Source organism: Thioprofundum lithotrophicum (assembly GCF_055387065.1).
This window is the reverse complement of record NZ_AP042379.1, coordinates 1,842,042-1,857,374: the sequence shown is the minus strand read 5'-3', so window position 1 is coordinate 1,857,374 and position 15,333 is coordinate 1,842,042. Positions and strand designations below refer to the sequence as shown.

Genomic DNA, 15,333 nt, shown 5'->3' with positions numbered 1-15,333 from the left:
GGGAAGGCGTCAGCCTTCCTCGCCACCCTCCCCGGCCACTTCCTCGCCTTCCTCGCCGGCTTCCTTGGCGCCACGTGGCAGGTGGATGGTGACCACGGCCTGGTCGTGACCTTCGCCGTGACCCAGTTCCACCAGTTCCACCCCTTCGGGCAGCGCCAGCTCGGACAGGTGCAGGGTCTGATCCAGTTCCAGACCGGCCAGATCCACCTCGATGAACTCGGGCAGGTTGCCAGGCAGGCAGGAGACTTCCACTTCCACCAGCAGGTGGGTGACGATGCCACCGGCCTTCACCCCGGGGGCGGTGTCTTCGTTGACGAAGTGCAGGGGCACGTGCACGCGGATCTTCTCGTCGGCCTTCACGCGCTGGAAATCGGCGTGCAGCAGGCGCGGCTTGCCGGGCATGCGCTGCAGATCCTTGAGGATGGCCTGCTCTTCCTGGCCGCCGATGCGCAGGGTGAGAATCGAGGAATAGAAGGCCTCGTTCTCCAGCTGGTGCAGCAGCTTGTCGTGATCCAGTTGCAGGGAGACCGGTTCCCGGTCACCGCCGTAGAGCACGGCGGGGATTTTGCCGGCCCGACGCAGGCGGCGGCTCGCACCTTTCCCCAGGTCGGTTCTCGGCTCGGCTTCGAGGACAAAGCTCTCGCTCATGATGTTTCTCCTGATTGCAGTGATGAAAACGCCGGGGATCTCCCCGGCGTCGCGGCGCCCGCGACCAGACGCCGTCTCGGACCGGCCAGGCGGCCGGTACCCGTCAGTCCACGAACAGCGAACTGACCGATTCTTCGTTGCTGATGCGGCGCATGGTCTCCGCCAGCAGCTCGGCGATGCTCAGTTGCCGGATGCGCCCGCACTGGCGGGCCGCCTCCGAGAGCGGGATGGTATTGGTGACCACCAGCTCGTCGAGCATCGAGTTGTTGATGTTGTCCACCGCCGGGCCCGAGAGCACCGGATGGGTGCAGTAGGCCACCACCTTCCTCGCCCCGTGTTCCTTGAGCGCGGCGGCGGCCTGGCACAGGGTGCCGGCGGTATCCACCAGATCGTCGACGATGATGCAGGTGCGCCCGTCAACCTCGCCGATGATGTTCATCACCCTGGCCTCGTTGGGCCGCGGCCGGCGCTTGTCGATGATGGCCAGATCCGCGTCGTCGAGGCGCTTGGCCAGGGCCCGGGCCCGCACCACGCCGCCCACGTCGGGCGAGACCACCACCAGATCCGGATACTTCTGACGCCAGATGTCGCCCAGCAGGATCGGCGAGGCGTACACGTTGTCCACCGGAATGTCGAAGAAGCCCTGGATCTGATCGGCGTGCAGATCCACGGTCAGCACCCGGTCGGTGCCGGCCACCACGATCATGTCGGCCACCACCTTGGCGGTGATGGGCACCCGGGCCGAACGGGGGCGGCGATCCTGGCGGGCATAACCGAAATAGGGCATCACCGCGGTGATGCGGGCGGCGGAGGAGCGGCGCATGGCGTCCACCAGCACCAGCAGCTCCATCAGGTTGTCGTTGGTGGGCACGCAGGTGGGCTGAACGATGAACACGTCCTTGCCGCGGACGTTCTCCATCACCTCCACCATCACCTCGCCGTCGCTGAACTTGCCGACCAGCGCCTTGCCCAGCGGCATGTTGAGGCGCGCGACGATGTCCTGGGCGAGTTGCGGGTTGGCGTTCCCCGCAAATACCATCATGTTGCTGTTGGCCACGAGCCGCTCCACGCGGTTGGGTGATCGTTTCGGTCCACCGGCCCGGGGCGGTGTCCTCGGCCCTCGTCCCTGGCACCTCGTCCCTGCCGGCGCGTGAACGCGCCGGCGTTGTATGGCTGGGCCGGCAGGATTCGAACCTGCGAATGCCGGGATCAAAACCCGGTGCCTTACCGCTTGGCGACGGCCCAAGAATGCAGTGGCGAAGAACGAGGGCCGGGTGGCGCGGTGTTGGTGCGCGGCTGTGGTGGTGCCGGCGACAACGCTGCGGTCATGGGGCTTCGCTGGAAGCCTCGTCCCTCGTCTCTCGTCCCTCGTCCCTTTCGATGCTGTTCATGCCTCGCGCCACGAAACCCGGCCAGCGGGCCTCGAGGGCGGCGAGGGCGTCTCGCGCTTGGGTCTGTCGTTCGAAAGCGACGAACCCGCAGGCGCCGGTGCCGGTCATGCGCGCCTCGCCGAAGGCGGACAGGGCCTCGAGCGCGGCAGCCACTTCGGGATGCCGGGCGCGCACCACCGGTTCACACACGTTTCGTGTGGGCCGGCCCGCGAGAAAGTCGCGTATTGTAATGGGTGGGCAATCCCGCTGCAATTGGGGAGCGGAAAAAACCTCGGCGGTGGAAACGTGCACCGGCGGGCACAGCACCAGATACCAGGGCTCGGGCAGATCCACCGGCGTGAGCCGCTCGCCCACGCCCTCGGCCCAGGCAGCGCGGCCACGCACGAACACCGGCACGTCCGCCCCCAGGCGCAGGCCCAGCTCGGCCAGGGCCGCTGCGTCGAGGCCGGTGCCCCACAGCCGGTTCAGGGCCACCAGGGTGGTGGCGGCATCGGAACTGCCGCCGCCGAGCCCGCCGCCCAGGGGGAGGCGCTTGTCCAGGGTGATGTCCACGCCCAGGGGCGTGCCGCTTGCGGCCTGCAGCAGACGGGCGGCGCGCACGCTCAGATCCCGTTCCGGCGGGACGCCGGGCAGGGGAGTGCGCAGGCGGATCCGGCCGTCCTCGCGCACGGCAAAGCGCAGGCGATCGCCAAAATCGAGAAACTGGAAGACGGTCTGCAGCCGGTGATAGCCGTCCGCCCGCCGGCCGGTGATGTGCAGAAACAGGTTGAGCTTGGCCGGCGCCAGCCACCAGCGCCCCGGCGCCGGACTCATGAGGCGCCCTTGCCGCCGCGCCGCCCGTCCAGCCGCCAGCGATCCACCACCACGCGCACCTCCACCTCGTCCCGGCGGATCAGCAGATGACGGGGCAGCTCGAGGCCGTCCACGGCCATGTATTCCAGGAAGCGGATCCGCCAGCCGTCCTCCTGCAGCTCGGCGAGCCGGCCGGCCGCGTCGAGCACCAGCCGGCGCCGGTCCTGCCGGGGCGTGGGCAGGCCACGGATCCACCAAGCCAGGCCGTCCACCGGCATGAGGATGCCGGTGTGCTGCCAGAGCAGTTGCTGGGCATCCCGGGCCTGCCATCGATGGCCCTCGCCGTCACGCAGCACCACGCCCCGTGCATCGCCCTGCAGCTTCACCGCGCCGGCGCCGAAGGGGCCGGCCAGATCGATGTCGAAACCGCCCGGCCGCTGGCGCCAGAAGAGCTTGAGTTGCCAGGCCTCGTCGCCGTCGCTGATCCCCAGGCGCCCGGCCAGCGACCAGTCCGACAAGCCGGCCAGGGCCACCTGCCGCTCGCTCCAGGTGCGCTCCGGGGAGGGCACCGGCACCACCGCCGGCCCCGCGCAACCTGCCAGCAGCAGGCAGGCGATGGGCCACCATCTTGCCATCATTGGCCGAAACGCTCGAGCGTTTCCAGGAGCACCGGATTCTTCGGTTCCCGCTCGCGGGCCGCCTGCCAGATCCGGCGCGCCTCGTCCTGGCGCCCGAGCACCCACAGGACTTCGCCCAGATGGGCGCCGATCTCCGCGTCCGGGAAGCGTTTCCAGGCCTTCTGCAGGAAGTCGAGCGCCTTCTCGGGCTGCCCCAGGCGGTACCAGCCCCAGCCCATGCTGTCCATGATGGCCGGATCGTCCGGGCGTTTCGCATAGGCCTTGCGGATCAGGGCCATCCCCTCCTCGATCCGGTGGGTGCGATCCACCAGGGTATAGCCCAGGGCGTTGAGGGCTTCCGGATCCTCGGGGTTGGCCTTCACCATCTTCTCCAGATCGGCCAGGGCCTCGGCGAGACGGTCCAGCTTTTCGGCCACCAGGGCCCGGGCATACAGCAGTTGCGGATTGTCCGGCATCTGCTGCAGGGCCAGGGTATAGACCTCCCAGGCCTCCTGGTAGCGGCCCGCGCGGGTCAGGATCTCGCCCTCGGCCAGATACACCCGCAGCTCTTCATCGAGGGTGGGGGCGTTGACGTTCTGCAGGGTCTGGCGGGCGGCGGTGATGTCACCCTGCTCGGCCTGCAGCCGGGCGATGCGGATCCGCGCGTCCACGTACAGCTTCCCTTCCCGCACCTCCCGGTACTGTTCGATGGCCCGGTCGTAGCGCTTGTCCATCTCCCAGGCCTGGCCGAGATAGTAATGGGCCTCGTCGAGGCGCTGGCCGGCCGCGATCAGCCGTTCGAAATAGCCGCGCGCCTTGTCCGGCTCGCGCAACTGAAGGTTGAGCAGCCCCAGGGCATAGAGGGCATCGACCATCTGCGGCTGCTGTTCCAGCAGGATGCCGAACTGCTCGCGGGCTTCGGCATAGCGTTTCATGTCCACCAGCTTGCGGGCATAGAACAGGCGCAGGCGCGGCTCGTCGGGCCAGCGCGCCACCGCGTCGGCGATGAACTGCAGGGCGTCCTCGTCGCGCCCCAGGCGGGTGAGGATGTTGGACCGCAGCAGCCAGGCGTCGATCATCTCGGGCGCGCCCGCGAGCACCTGGTTGACGATCCGCTCGGCCAGTTCCAGCTTGCCCAGCAGCATGGCCAGATGGGCATAGGCATAGATCAGCTTGGCGTCGCCCGGATGCCGATCCACCAGCTTGCGCATGACCTTCAGCGCCCGCTCGGGCTGCTTTTCCTTGCTCAGCAGGGAGGTCACCAGCATGTAGCCGTCGGGTTTGCCCGGGCCGGCGGCCGCATGGGCCAGCACCTTGTCCAGGTAGGGCAGGGCCGCCTCCATCTTGTCCTGACGCAGCAGCATCACGGCCATCACCTGGGCCGCGTCCACGCTCTGCGGGTCCAGTTCGAGCCAGCGCCGGGCCGCGCGCAGGGCCCGGGCATCGTCGCCCGCATAGACCGCCACCCGGGTGGCGCGCGCGGCGATCTGGGGATCGTCGGAGCGCTCCGCCGCCTGCAGGTACATCTGCGCGGCCACCGCGTACTGGCGCCGCTGGCCGGCGATCTCCCCGGCCAGGAGGTAATAGAGCAGCTCCTCGCTGAGATCGGCGCTCGCCGGGGGCCGGGAGGCGGGGGGCTTCGGGGCGGGCCGGGGCGCCGGTTTCGCGGCCGGGGCGGGCGCGGCCGGCGGGGCCTGTGGCGCCGGCTGGCGGGGTGCCGTGGTGCAGGCCTGGGCCACCAGGGCGACCAGCAGCATCGGTATGAAGCGCAGTTTCATGCAATGACGTCCTGTTACGACGAAGCCCGCAGGACGCGGGCCACGTGCGGAAATGATACCCTACTCCAGCCCGGAGATGGCCGGGGAAATTCCGCCCCAGCCATGGCAGCTTTGGCTATATAATACGCGCATATACCTTTTTGTAATGGGAGATGCCACTGGCTGGGTGGCCGCGTTGGCGAAACGTCCCCCGAACCTCGAGAACGTCAGGCTGTCCGTGACCCTACTTGCGTTTGGCATCAACCACAAGACCGCGCCCGTGGCCATCCGGGAGAAGGTCGCCTTCGCCCCCGACAAGCTCGAAGCGGCTCTCCAGGATCTGCTCTCGCGCACCGCGGTCAACGAGGCGGCCATCGTCTCCACCTGCAACCGCACCGAACTGTACTGCGGCCTGGCCGAGGCCGACTACGGCAGCGTGCTGGAGTGGTTCCGCCAGTATCACGACCTGTCGGCCGAGGAACTCGAGCCCTACGTCTATGCCCATCTGGACAATGCCGCCGTGCAGCACATCCTGCGCGTGGCCTCCGGCCTCGACTCCCTGGTGCTGGGCGAGCCGCAGATCCTCGGCCAGATCAAGGACGCCTACCACGCCGCCAGCCAGGCCGGCACCCTCGGCCAGCAGCTCAACCGCCTGTTCCAGCACACCTTCGCGGTGGCCAAGCAGGTGCGCACCGACACCGCCATCGGCGCCAGTCCCGTGTCGGTGGCCTTCGCGGCCGTCAGCCTGGCCAAGCAGATCTTCTCCGATCTGGGCCGCCACGACGCCCTGCTGATCGGCGCCGGCGAGACCATCGAGCTGGTGGCCCGCCATCTGCACGAACAGGGCACCCGCAAGCTGATCATCGCCAACCGCACCGTGGAACGGGCCCGCGTGCTGGCCGACCAGTTCGCTGGCGCCGAGGCCATCGCCCTGGCCGACATGCCCGAGCGGCTGGTGGATGCCGACATCGTGGTGGCCTCCACCGCCAGCCAGTTGCCGATTCTGGGCAAGGGCGCCGTGGAGCGGGCCTTGAAACGGCGCAAGCACCGCCCCATCTTCATGGTCGATATCGCCGTGCCCCGCGACATCGAGCCGGAAGTGGGTGAGCTGTCCGACGTGTATCTCTACACCGTCGACGATCTGCAGGCCGTGATCGAGGAAGGTCAGCGTTCCCGCGCCCAGGCCGCCGAACAGGCCGAGGAGATCATCGACACCCAGGTCGAGCAGTACATGGGCTGGCTGCGCTCCCTGCAGGCGGTGGACACCATCCGCCACTTCCGCGAACAGGCCGCCCGGCTGCGCGACGAAACGCTCGCCGTGGCCCGCCGTCAGCTCGCTGCCGGCAAGGATCCGCAGGCGGTGCTCGACGAACTGGCCCGCAGCCTGACCAACAAGCTCATCCATCAGCCCACGGTGCAGATGAACCGTGCCGCCTTCGAGGGCCGCAAGGATCTGCTCGACCACGCCCGTGTGCTGTTGTGCCCCAGGGATTCCGAAGGCTGAACGCCTTTTCCATTGCATGAAAGACTCGATCCGCACCAAGCTGGCGTCGCTTGCCGAGCGCCTGGAGGAAATCAACGCCCTGCTGGCCGATCCGGAGGTGATCGCCGATCAGCAGCGCTTCCGCGCCCTGTCACGGGAACACGCCCAGCTCGGGCCGGTGGTGGAGACCTTCCGCGAATACCGGCAGGTGGAGGCGGATCTCGAGAGCGCGCGGCAGATGCTGGAAGAAGACGACGCCGAGCTGCGCGAGCTGGCCCGCCAGGAGCTGGAGGAGGCGGGCGCGAAGCGGGCGCGGCTGGAGCAGGAACTGCAGATCCTCATGCTGCCGAAGGATCCCAACGACGAGCGCAACATCTACCTGGAGATCCGCGCCGGCACCGGCGGCGACGAGGCCGCCCTGTTCGCCGGCGATCTGTTCCGCATGTATGCCCGCTACGCCGAACGCCGGCGCTGGAAGCTGGAGGTGGTGAGCGAACATCCCGGCGAGCACGGCGGCTACAAGGAGATCATCGTGCGCATCGAGGGCCAGGGCGCCTATTCCCGACTCAAGTTCGAGTCCGGCGGCCACCGGGTGCAGCGGGTGCCGGAGACCGAATCCCAGGGGCGCATCCACACCTCCGCCTGCACCGTGGCGGTGATGCCCGAAGTGGACGAGGTGGAGGCCATCGACATCAATCCCGCCGATCTGAAGGTGGACACCTTCCGCGCCTCCGGCGCCGGCGGCCAGCACGTGAACAAGACCGATTCGGCGATCCGGATCACCCACCTGCCCACCGGCATCGTGGTGGAATGCCAGGACGAACGCTCCCAGCACAAGAACCGGGCCCGCGCCATGGCCCTGCTCCAGGCCCGCCTGCTGCAGCAGGAACAGGAGAAGCAACAGGCCGAACAGGCCGCCACCCGCAAGCTGCTGGTGGGCTCCGGCGATCGCTCCGAACGGATCCGCACCTACAACTTCCCCCAGGGACGGGTCACCGATCACCGCATCAACCTCACCCTCTACAAGCTCGACGAAATCCTCGAGGGCAACCTGGACGAGATCATCGATCCCCTGATCGCCGAATACCAGGCCGACCAGCTCGCGGAACTGGGCGCCGCCTGAGCAGGGACGAGGGACGAGGATACGGCTTCGCTCGCGAACGAAGGGATCCTCGCCACTCGGCCCTCGTCCCTAGGCCCTCCGCTGAGCGCAGCGCGCTCAGCGGTTGATGATCATCATCTCGATCGGCTCGAACAGCGGCCGGATCATGACGAACTGGACCACCAGGGTGAGCGCGGCGAGGACGCCGAAGGCGATGCTGGCGTAGCGGATGGACACGGTCTCCCGGCGCAGCACGTCGAAGCCGACGAGCACTGTCACCAGCGGCAGCAGCCAGTAGAGGTGGTACTGGTGATAATGAAACAGCAGCAGGGATGGCAGGTTCACGTCGTACCAGTCCCAGAACTGGCGCATCACCGGCGTGTAGTGCTGGATGCCGGCCACCTGCAGCAGCTGCACCAGCAACAGGGCGCTGAAGCTGATGGCCACGAATTTTTTCAGACCGGCGTTGTCCTGAGCCATACGGGCGTTTCCTCTCTTATAGCTGTGCCGAAATCCAGACCACACTGTAAACAGTGCCTCGGAGTCCGGAGCGGGAGAGTGCACATACTAATCGTCTCAAAACAGTTTTGACACGAATGGTTCAATGTAGGAGCGGCGCAAGCCGCGAAAACGTATCCCTTCGCGGCTTGCGCCGCTCCTACGGGATAGGACCTGTAAATTTTGGTCAAAACAATTATGAGACGATTAATAACCGCTGAATTGACCGATATTTCGGAACAGCCTGTTAAAGCCAAACGACATTCTAGCCCATGACCACCATCGAAACCGCCCTGCAAACGGCCAGCGAACGCCTTCGGGAGCACAGCGACAGTCCGCGACTGGATGCCGAGCTACTGCTCACGCAGGTCCTCGAGACAGACCGAACCCGCCTGCGCACCTGGCCGGAGCAGGAACTGACGGCGCAACAGCGGGCAGCCTTCGACCGACTGCTGGAACGCCGGCTGGCCGGCGAGCCGGTGGCCTACCTGCTCGGCCGCCGCGGGTTCTGGACCTTCGAACTGGAAGTGACACCCGACACCCTGATCCCGCGCCCGGAAACCGAACTGCTGGTGGAACAGGCCCTGGCCCGGATCCCCGCGGATGCCGCCTGGCCCATCGCCGATCTGGGCACCGGCAGCGGCGCCATCGCCCTGGCCATCGCCAGCGAGCGGCCCGCCTGCACCGTGCACGCCACCGATTGCTCGGCCGCTGCCCTGGCGGTGGCCCGGCGCAATGCCGACGCCCTGGGAATTGGCAACGTCCGTTTCCATCAGGGGAGCTGGTTCGAGGCCCTGCCCGAAGGCATCGCCTGGGCCATGCTCGTCTCCAACCCGCCCTACGTGCCCGACGCGGCCCCCCACCTCGAGGCGCGGGGCGTGCGTTTCGAGCCCCGCGAAGCCCTGGCCGCCGGGGCGGACGGCCTCGATGACCTTCGCCACCTGATCGCGGCCGCGCCATCCCGCCTCGCCCCCGGTGGCTGGCTGCTGCTGGAACACGGCTGGGATCAGGGCGAGGCGGTGACCCGCCTGCTGGCCGGCCACGGCTACACCGAGATCCGGGATGAACGGGATCTGGCCGGCCATCCCCGCCTGGCCATCGGCCGCCGCCCCGGCCCGTGACCAGATATCTGTTCCGGAATATGCGTCATTTTGTGGCTGGATACCCAACCCGGGGTTGCCTTCATGGCCGGAAGGGCTGCGTGCCTGTAACGATGATTGCCAGCCAAAAACCGCATTTCCGGCATATTCGGATTTGCTGATACTGCTTGACCTGCCCGTGTCGCTGTCTAGCCCGGATATTGCACCATGGGCGCCGGATGATTGCGGTCTTTGCAGCCGCGCTCGCGCCGCGCTGGAGCGAAAGGCGTAGCCAACGCTACGGCTTTCGTGAAGCGCAAGCGAGCGCGAGCGAAAAGCCGCAAGGGCCGGCGCAGAGGGCGGGCAGGAACAAAACGTGTTTGCCAAAACAAGTCGATAATCCTCAATATGCCATTGCTCTTCAATAGCCCGAGTAACCGCCCGCCCTCGACATGGTGCAATATCCGGGCTAGGATCGACGGCATGGAAACGCCCACACGCACCCTTCCCAAGATTCGGGAATTCGTTTTCCACCCCCTGCAGGACGCGAGCGCCCCCGCCCAGCAGGCCCTGCTGGATCTGGGCGATCTGCCCGGCATCCACCGCCTCGACGTGCTCGGCCCCACTCGCCTGCTGGTGGGCTACCATCTGCCGCTGCTCACCTACCGCCACCTCGAATCCCTGCTGCACGACAAGGGCTACCACCTCGACAACAGCCTGATGTGCAAACTCCGCCGCGCCCTGTGGATCTACAGCGAAGACACCGAACTGGCCAACCTCGGCTGCCCCGACGGCCAGTGCAAGACCACCCGCGACGTCTTCATCCACGCCTGGCGCCAACGCCCCCACGGCTGCCGTGACCCGCGGCCGAAGCACTGGCGCCACTACTTGTAAGGGCCAAGGGACGAGGGGCGAGGGACGAGGAACGGCATTCGGCGTTCGTCATCCGACACCGCTTGTTCAAGCCCAAGCTAGCCGTCTGATATACTTGGGTCATCCGCGCTTGCGCCAACCTCGTCCCTCGCCACTCGTCCCTCGGCCCTCGAATGCATGACGACCAACTCCTGCGCTATTCGCGGCAGATCATGCTGCCGCAGATCGACGTGACCGGGCAGGAACGCCTGCTGGCCGCCACGGCGTTGCTGATTGGACTCGGCGGGCTGGGTTCGCCGGCGGCCATGTATCTGGCGGCGGCGGGAGTGGGGCATCTGATCCTGGTGGACGACGACACGGTGGATCTGTCCAACCTGCAACGGCAGATCCTGCACGGCACGCCCGACATCGGCCGGCCCAAGACCGCCTCCGCCGCAGACAGCCTGCGCCGGCTCAATCCCGACGTGAAGCTGACCCTGATCGATCGCCGTCTTGAAGGCGAGGCGCTGCGCGAACAGGTGCGCCGCGCCGACGTGGTACTCGACGGCTCCGACAACTTCGCCACCCGCTTCGCCGTCAACGATGCCTGCGTGGCCGAGGGCGTGCCGCTGGTCTCCGGCGCGGCGATTCGCATGGAGGGCCAGGTGAGCGTGTTCCGCAACGACGGCACCGGCCCCTGCTACCGCTGCCTCTACACCGACGAAGGGGAACTGGATACCGCCTGCAGCACCAACGGCGTACTGGCCCCGGTGGTCGGCATCATCGGCAGCATTCAGGCCACCGAGGCCATCAAGCTGCTCACCGGCATCGGCGACACCCTGCACGGCCGCCTGCTCCTGCTCGACGCGCTGCACATGGAATGGCGGACGGTGAAGCTGAAACCGGACCCGGCGTGTGCGTGCCAGTCGCACAATGTTGACTGCAAATAACACGGAGGTCACGGAGGCACGGAGAACACGGAGATTGTCTTTTCCGAGAGGATTCACGAAAAACGGATTTCCAGGTCGGTCCAAATCACATCAAACCCTCCGTGTCCTCCGTGCTCTCCGTGTTCCTTCCACCGAACCTGAAACGAAGCCGATGATCCCGGAAATCCGCAAAGCCACCGCTGCCCTGGAATACGCCACGCCCGAACGCTGCCACATCCTCGAAGTGGCGAATGATCCGTCGGATCCGGATGTTTCCATCGCCCGTGCACGGGTGGCACCGGGCGTGACCACTGCCTGGCACCGGCTGGAGGGCATCGACGAACGCTACCTGATCGTCGCCGGAACCGGACGTGCGGAGATCGGCGACCTGCCGCCCATCGAGGTGAATCCAGGCGACGTGGTCCGCATCCCGGCCGGCACGCGCCAGCGGATCACCAACACCGGGGAGACGGATCTGGTGTTCTACGCCATCTGCAGCCCGCGGTTCGTGCCGGAGGCGTACGAGGCGCTCGAATAATCGAAAAAAATCCAACGCAAAGACGCGAAGATTGTTGTTTTCGGTGTAGGAGCGGCGCAAGCCGCGAACCGTGCAGGACCGAGGGGCGAGGCACGAGGGCCGAGGAAAAACATGGCGGCTTGGCTTCGATGACCTCGTGCCTCGCCACTCGTCCCTCGGCCCTGATTTATCGCGGCTTGCGCCGCTCCTACACCACCAACAGCTTCACGCCTTTGCGTTGAAATCTTTTACTGCCGCCGCAGGTGGAAATAGTTGAACGCCTGTTCCTTCCCGGCCGGGGAGACGTGGATCTCCTCGAGCAGGTTGAGCAGTTCGAAGGCGGGGCCGAAGGTGGCGAGGAGCTTGTCGGCGTCGTACTGTTCCACGGGCAGGCCGGAGCATTCGCTGGGACCTTCGAAGGAGAAGGTGGCCACGATCACGTGGCCATCCGGGTCGAGGTGACGGGCGAGGCTGTCGAGATAGGCGCGGCGGTCTTCGGCCTTCACCAGAAAATGGAACACGGCCCGGTCGTGCCACAGCCGCCAGCGGCCATCGCCTTCCAGCGCGCAGACGTCGGCTTCCAGCCACCGAACCTTGTCCGCATCGGCGCCGAGCCGCCGCCGGGCGGTTTCCAGGGCCGTGGGAGAAATGTCGAGCACGGTCAGATCCGAGTAGCCGCGGGCCAGCAGGTGGTCCACCAGATGGGAGGCACCGCCGCCCACGTCGATGATCGGATCGGCCCGGGAAAGGCCGGTGCTCTCCACCAGGCTGAGAGAGGTTTCGGGATCGGCGATGAACCAGCTCACCTCGTCCTCGGCCTTCTCCCGGTAGACCTTCTCCCAGTGTGCCTTGCGTTCGTCGTGCATGCCGCGCCTCCTGTTTGTGGCAGTTTGAACAAGCGGCCCGAAACAGATGTTGATCCGGATCAATCCCGGCCGGAAGCCGACCCGCCGGTGCAGGGCGGGAGACGCCCGGATTCCGGTCCTTCGGACTCGCCGTCGGGCGTCGTGACAGGTAGCCGGGGAAGGCGTGCACCGGCATTCCAGCCAACCGCTACTCGCTACCCGCATGTCGCGGCTTGCGCCGCTCCTACAAATCAGGAGCGCCTTTACTGACGGGTTCGCGGCGCCGCGGGCTGGAAATCGGCGGCGAACAGTTGTTCGCTGTCCACCGCATCGAACTCGTACTTGTGATGACAGAACTCGCAGGTCACCTGCACGCTGCCCTCGTCGGCGACAATGGCACGCACTTCCTCGTGACCGAGGGTGCGCAGCATGTCGGCCACCCGTTCGCGGCTGCAGTTGCAGCGGAAACAGACCGGCTCCGGCTCGAATACCCGCACGTCTTCCTCGTGATAGAGGCGATGGATGATCTCGCGGGCCGGCAGCGCCAGCAGTTCCTGCGCGGAAATCGTGCCGGAGAGCTGGCCGATCCGGTTCCAGGCATCCGTGTCGCCGGCGCGCCCCGATTCGGGCAGCTTCTGGATCAGCAGCCCGGCGGCACGGGCACCGTCCACGGCCAGCCACAGGCGGGTGTCGAGCTGCTCGGACCGATCCAGATAGTTCTCGATGGCCTCGGCCAGGCTGGCGCCGGTCAGTTCCACGATGCTCTGGTAGCGTTCGCCGTCGGCCTCCGGCTCCAGGGTGATGGCCAGGCGGCCCCGGCCCACCAGCTCGCGCAAATCGGTAGTGGTGACATCGTCATCGGCATGGGCCAGGCCGCGCAGGGTCCGTTCGGCCGTGCATTCCACCACCAGGAAGGAGACCGGCCCCTCGCCCTGGATCTGGATGGTCAGCCGGCCCTGCTTCTTCAGCGTGGCCGACAGCAGCAGGGCCGCGGCCATGGCCTGCCCCAGCAGCGCGCGCACCGGCGGGGCGTAGTCGTGCTTCGCCAGCACCGCCTGCCAGGTGGCGTCCAGGTGCACGAGATCGCCGCGGATGTCGGCGTGCTCGAAGAGGAAGCGTTGGAGGAGATCGTTCATCATTCAATCAGTGGCGAGGGACGAGGGGCGAGTGGCGAGGAACGGCGTTTGGTGTCCGGCTTCGATGGGTTGGATGGGTATTTCGTGGTTTCTTTCATCACGGCGAAGACGCCGCTCCCACCGCAAAAGTCTTCGCGCGCTTTGCGCCTTCGCGCCTTTGCGTTGAAACCTATTCGCCTTTCAACTTCCTGCGCAACAGTTCGTTGACCTGGGCGGGGTTGGCCTTGCCCTGGGTGGCTTTCATGATCTGGCCGACGAAGAAGCCCAGCACCTTTTCCTTGCCGGCGCGGAACTGTTCCACCTGTTTGGGGTTGGCGGCGATCACCTCGTCCACCATGGCCTCGAGGGCCGAGGTGTCGGTGATCTGCTTGAGGCCGCGGCGCTCGATGATCTCGTCGGCATCGCCTTCCCCCGCCCACATGGCCTCGAACACTTCCTTGGCGATCTTGCCCGAGATGGTGTTGTCGAGGATCCGCTTGAGCAGGCCGCCGAGCCGTTCGGCACTCACCTTCGCCTGGTCGATCTCGAGATTCTCGCGGTTGAGATAGCCGGTGAGTTCACCCATCACCCAGTTGGCCGCCAGCTTGGCATCGCCGGCCACCTGGGCCACGGCCTCGAAGTAGTCGGCCAGCTCACGCGAGGCGGTGAGGATGCCGGCATCGTATTCGGACAGGCCATGGTCGGCCATGAAGCGCCGGCGCTTGGCGTCGGGCAACTCCGGCATTTCCGCCCGGACCCTGTCGATCATCGCCGGGGTGATCTCCACCGGCAGCAGATCCGGATCGGGGAAGTAGCGGTAGTCCATCGCTTCTTCCTTGGAACGCATGGGCCGGGTCTCGCCCTTGTCCGGGTCGAACAGGCGGGTCTCCTGGACCACGGCGCCGCCCGACTCGAGGATCTCGATCTGGCGTTCCACCTCGTATTCGATGGCCTTCTCCACGAAGCGGAAGGAATTGATGTTCTTCAGCTCGGTGCGGGTGCCGAACTCGTGGGAACCCTTCGGCCGCACCGAGACGTTGGCATCGCAGCGGAAGGAGCCTTCCTGCATGTTGCCGTCGGAGATCTCGAGATAGCGCACCAGGGCGTGGATCTTCTTCATGTAGGCCACCGCCTCGGCCGGCGAGCGCAGATCCGGCTCGGAGACGATCTCCAGCAGCGGCGTGCCGGCGCGGTTGAGATCGATGCCGGTCATGCCGTGGTAGTCCTCGTGCAGCGACTTGCCGGCATCCTCCTCGAGGTGCGCGCGGGTGATGCCGATGACCTTGCTGCTACCGTCCTCCAGCTCGATGGTGATCCGGCCAAGCCCGACGATGGGCAGCTCGTACTGGCTGATCTGGTAGCCCTTGGGCAGATCCGGGTAGAAGTAGTTCTTGCGCGCGAACACCGACAGGGGGGCGATCTGCGCCTCGATGGCCAGCCCGAAACGGATGGCCATCTCCACCACCGCCTTGTTGAGCACCGGCAGCACGCCGGGCAGGCCCAGATCCACCGCGCAGGCCTGGGTATTGGGCGCCGCCCCATAGGCGGTGGCGGCGCCGGAGAAGATCTTGGACTTGGTGGCGAGCTGGGTATGGATCTCCAGCCCGATAACGGTTTCCCACTCCATAATCAGTTTCCAGTTGCGAGGGACGAGGGACGAGGCGCTCCCTCCATCCACGGTTTACGACTCGTTTTGCTGATCAACATG

At 66.6% G+C, this 15,333-nt stretch carries 15 protein-coding genes and 1 tRNA gene; 6 read left to right on the top strand and 10 right to left on the bottom strand.

Annotated elements, in window-relative coordinates; all coding sequences use genetic code 11:
• Positions 1-9: 9 nt before the first annotated feature.
• The 6 genes from ACZ5BH_RS08750 to ACZ5BH_RS08725 all read right to left on the bottom strand — a co-directional run bounded on the left by ACZ5BH_RS08750 (position 10) and on the right by ACZ5BH_RS08725 (position 5,226).
• Positions 10-648 carry a 50S ribosomal protein L25/general stress protein Ctc gene (locus ACZ5BH_RS08750; RefSeq protein ID WP_464888871.1) on the bottom strand — a complete coding sequence of 213 codons (639 nt, stop codon included), beginning with the start codon at positions 646-648 and terminating at the stop codon, positions 10-12.
• A gap of 103 nt (positions 649-751) precedes the next feature.
• On the bottom strand, positions 752-1,690 hold the full coding sequence (locus ACZ5BH_RS08745) for a ribose-phosphate diphosphokinase (RefSeq protein ID WP_464891213.1): 939 nt from the start codon (positions 1,688-1,690) through the stop codon (positions 752-754).
• A 128-nt stretch (positions 1,691-1,818) separates the two neighbouring features.
• Positions 1,819-1,893: transfer RNA gene (locus ACZ5BH_RS08740), tRNA-Gln, on the bottom strand.
• A gap of 80 nt (positions 1,894-1,973) precedes the next feature.
• Positions 1,974-2,852 carry a 4-(cytidine 5'-diphospho)-2-C-methyl-D-erythritol kinase gene (ispE, locus tag ACZ5BH_RS08735; RefSeq protein WP_464888870.1) on the bottom strand — a complete coding sequence of 293 codons (879 nt, stop codon included), beginning with the start codon at positions 2,850-2,852 and terminating at the stop codon, positions 1,974-1,976.
• The gene (gene lolB, locus ACZ5BH_RS08730) at positions 2,849-3,469 is read right to left on the bottom strand and encodes a lipoprotein insertase outer membrane protein LolB (protein WP_464888869.1); all 621 of its coding nucleotides are present in this window, start codon (positions 3,467-3,469) and stop codon (positions 2,849-2,851) included. The genes ispE and lolB overlap by 4 nt, the downstream gene beginning before the upstream one ends.
• Positions 3,466-5,226, bottom strand: a complete 1,761-nt coding sequence (locus tag ACZ5BH_RS08725; RefSeq protein ID WP_464888868.1) for a tetratricopeptide repeat protein — start codon at positions 5,224-5,226, stop codon at positions 3,466-3,468. Before ACZ5BH_RS08725 ends, lolB begins: the two co-directional genes overlap by 4 nt.
• Before the next feature lie 217 nt (positions 5,227-5,443).
• Between ACZ5BH_RS08725 and hemA the strand changes: the two genes are divergently transcribed.
• Together hemA and prfA are read left to right on the top strand one after the other, a co-directional pair.
• The gene (gene hemA / locus ACZ5BH_RS08720) at positions 5,444-6,709 is read left to right on the top strand and encodes a glutamyl-tRNA reductase (RefSeq protein ID WP_464888867.1); all 1,266 of its coding nucleotides are present in this window, start codon (positions 5,444-5,446) and stop codon (positions 6,707-6,709) included.
• Positions 6,710-6,725: 16 nt separating this feature from the next.
• Complete coding sequence (gene prfA / locus ACZ5BH_RS08715) at positions 6,726-7,811, top strand: peptide chain release factor 1 (protein WP_464888866.1); 1,086 nt, start codon at positions 6,726-6,728, stop codon at positions 7,809-7,811.
• Between the two features lie 96 nt (positions 7,812-7,907).
• On the opposite strand, the gene ACZ5BH_RS08710 is transcribed toward prfA, so the two are convergent.
• On the bottom strand, positions 7,908-8,270 hold the full coding sequence (locus tag ACZ5BH_RS08710; protein ID WP_464888865.1) for a hypothetical protein: 363 nt from the start codon (positions 8,268-8,270) through the stop codon (positions 7,908-7,910).
• Positions 8,271-8,560: 290 nt separating this feature from the next.
• Here ACZ5BH_RS08710 and prmC point away from each other — a divergent pair, with 290 nt between their 5' ends.
• The 4 genes from prmC (at position 8,561) to ACZ5BH_RS08690 (ending at position 11,686) form a co-directional block, all read left to right on the top strand.
• On the top strand, positions 8,561-9,409 hold the full coding sequence (gene prmC, locus ACZ5BH_RS08705) for a peptide chain release factor N(5)-glutamine methyltransferase (protein WP_464888864.1): 849 nt from the start codon (positions 8,561-8,563) through the stop codon (positions 9,407-9,409).
• Between the two features lie 441 nt (positions 9,410-9,850).
• Positions 9,851-10,261, top strand: a complete 411-nt coding sequence (locus ACZ5BH_RS08700; RefSeq protein WP_464888863.1) for a hypothetical protein — start codon at positions 9,851-9,853, stop codon at positions 10,259-10,261.
• Positions 10,262-10,413: 152 nt separating this feature from the next.
• Positions 10,414-11,169: a HesA/MoeB/ThiF family protein gene (locus tag ACZ5BH_RS08695; protein WP_464888862.1), complete on the top strand. Its 756-nt coding sequence runs from the start codon at positions 10,414-10,416 to the stop codon at positions 11,167-11,169.
• A 151-nt stretch (positions 11,170-11,320) separates the two neighbouring features.
• The gene (locus ACZ5BH_RS08690; RefSeq protein ID WP_464888861.1) at positions 11,321-11,686 is read left to right on the top strand and encodes a cupin domain-containing protein; all 366 of its coding nucleotides are present in this window, start codon (positions 11,321-11,323) and stop codon (positions 11,684-11,686) included.
• A gap of 227 nt (positions 11,687-11,913) precedes the next feature.
• Here ACZ5BH_RS08690 and ACZ5BH_RS08685 read toward each other — a convergent pair whose 3' ends face one another.
• From ACZ5BH_RS08685 to gatB, 3 genes are all read right to left on the bottom strand, one after another.
• On the bottom strand, positions 11,914-12,531 hold the full coding sequence (locus ACZ5BH_RS08685; RefSeq protein ID WP_464888860.1) for a class I SAM-dependent methyltransferase: 618 nt from the start codon (positions 12,529-12,531) through the stop codon (positions 11,914-11,916).
• 242 nt (positions 12,532-12,773) lie between these two features.
• Positions 12,774-13,646: an Hsp33 family molecular chaperone HslO gene (gene hslO, locus ACZ5BH_RS08680; RefSeq protein WP_464888859.1), complete on the bottom strand. Its 873-nt coding sequence runs from the start codon at positions 13,644-13,646 to the stop codon at positions 12,774-12,776.
• 169 nt (positions 13,647-13,815) lie between these two features.
• The gene (gene gatB / locus ACZ5BH_RS08675) at positions 13,816-15,252 is read right to left on the bottom strand and encodes an Asp-tRNA(Asn)/Glu-tRNA(Gln) amidotransferase subunit GatB (protein ID WP_464888858.1); all 1,437 of its coding nucleotides are present in this window, start codon (positions 15,250-15,252) and stop codon (positions 13,816-13,818) included.
• Between the last annotated feature and the right edge of the window lie 81 nt (positions 15,253-15,333).

Coding starts and splice junctions, on each gene's coding strand:
- ACZ5BH_RS08750 (WP_464888871.1), bottom strand. CDS start 648: ATGAGCGAGAGCTTTGTCCTCGAAGCCGAGCCGAGAACCGACCTGGGG.
- ACZ5BH_RS08745 (WP_464891213.1), bottom strand. CDS start 1,690: ATGATGGTATTTGCGGGGAACGCCAACCCGCAACTCGCCCAGGACATC.
- ispE (WP_464888870.1), bottom strand. CDS start 2,852: ATGAGTCCGGCGCCGGGGCGCTGGTGGCTGGCGCCGGCCAAGCTCAAC.
- lolB (WP_464888869.1), bottom strand. CDS start 3,469: ATGATGGCAAGATGGTGGCCCATCGCCTGCCTGCTGCTGGCAGGTTGC.
- ACZ5BH_RS08725 (WP_464888868.1), bottom strand. CDS start 5,226: ATGAAACTGCGCTTCATACCGATGCTGCTGGTCGCCCTGGTGGCCCAG.
- prfA (WP_464888866.1), top strand. CDS start 6,726: ATGAAAGACTCGATCCGCACCAAGCTGGCGTCGCTTGCCGAGCGCCTG.
- ACZ5BH_RS08710 (WP_464888865.1), bottom strand. CDS start 8,270: ATGGCTCAGGACAACGCCGGTCTGAAAAAATTCGTGGCCATCAGCTTC.
- prmC (WP_464888864.1), top strand. CDS start 8,561: ATGACCACCATCGAAACCGCCCTGCAAACGGCCAGCGAACGCCTTCGG.
- ACZ5BH_RS08700 (WP_464888863.1), top strand. CDS start 9,851: ATGGAAACGCCCACACGCACCCTTCCCAAGATTCGGGAATTCGTTTTC.
- ACZ5BH_RS08695 (WP_464888862.1), top strand. CDS start 10,414: ATGCATGACGACCAACTCCTGCGCTATTCGCGGCAGATCATGCTGCCG.
- ACZ5BH_RS08690 (WP_464888861.1), top strand. CDS start 11,321: ATGATCCCGGAAATCCGCAAAGCCACCGCTGCCCTGGAATACGCCACG.
- ACZ5BH_RS08685 (WP_464888860.1), bottom strand. CDS start 12,531: ATGCACGACGAACGCAAGGCACACTGGGAGAAGGTCTACCGGGAGAAG.
- hslO (WP_464888859.1), bottom strand. CDS start 13,646: ATGAACGATCTCCTCCAACGCTTCCTCTTCGAGCACGCCGACATCCGC.
- gatB (WP_464888858.1), bottom strand. CDS start 15,252: ATGGAGTGGGAAACCGTTATCGGGCTGGAGATCCATACCCAGCTCGCC.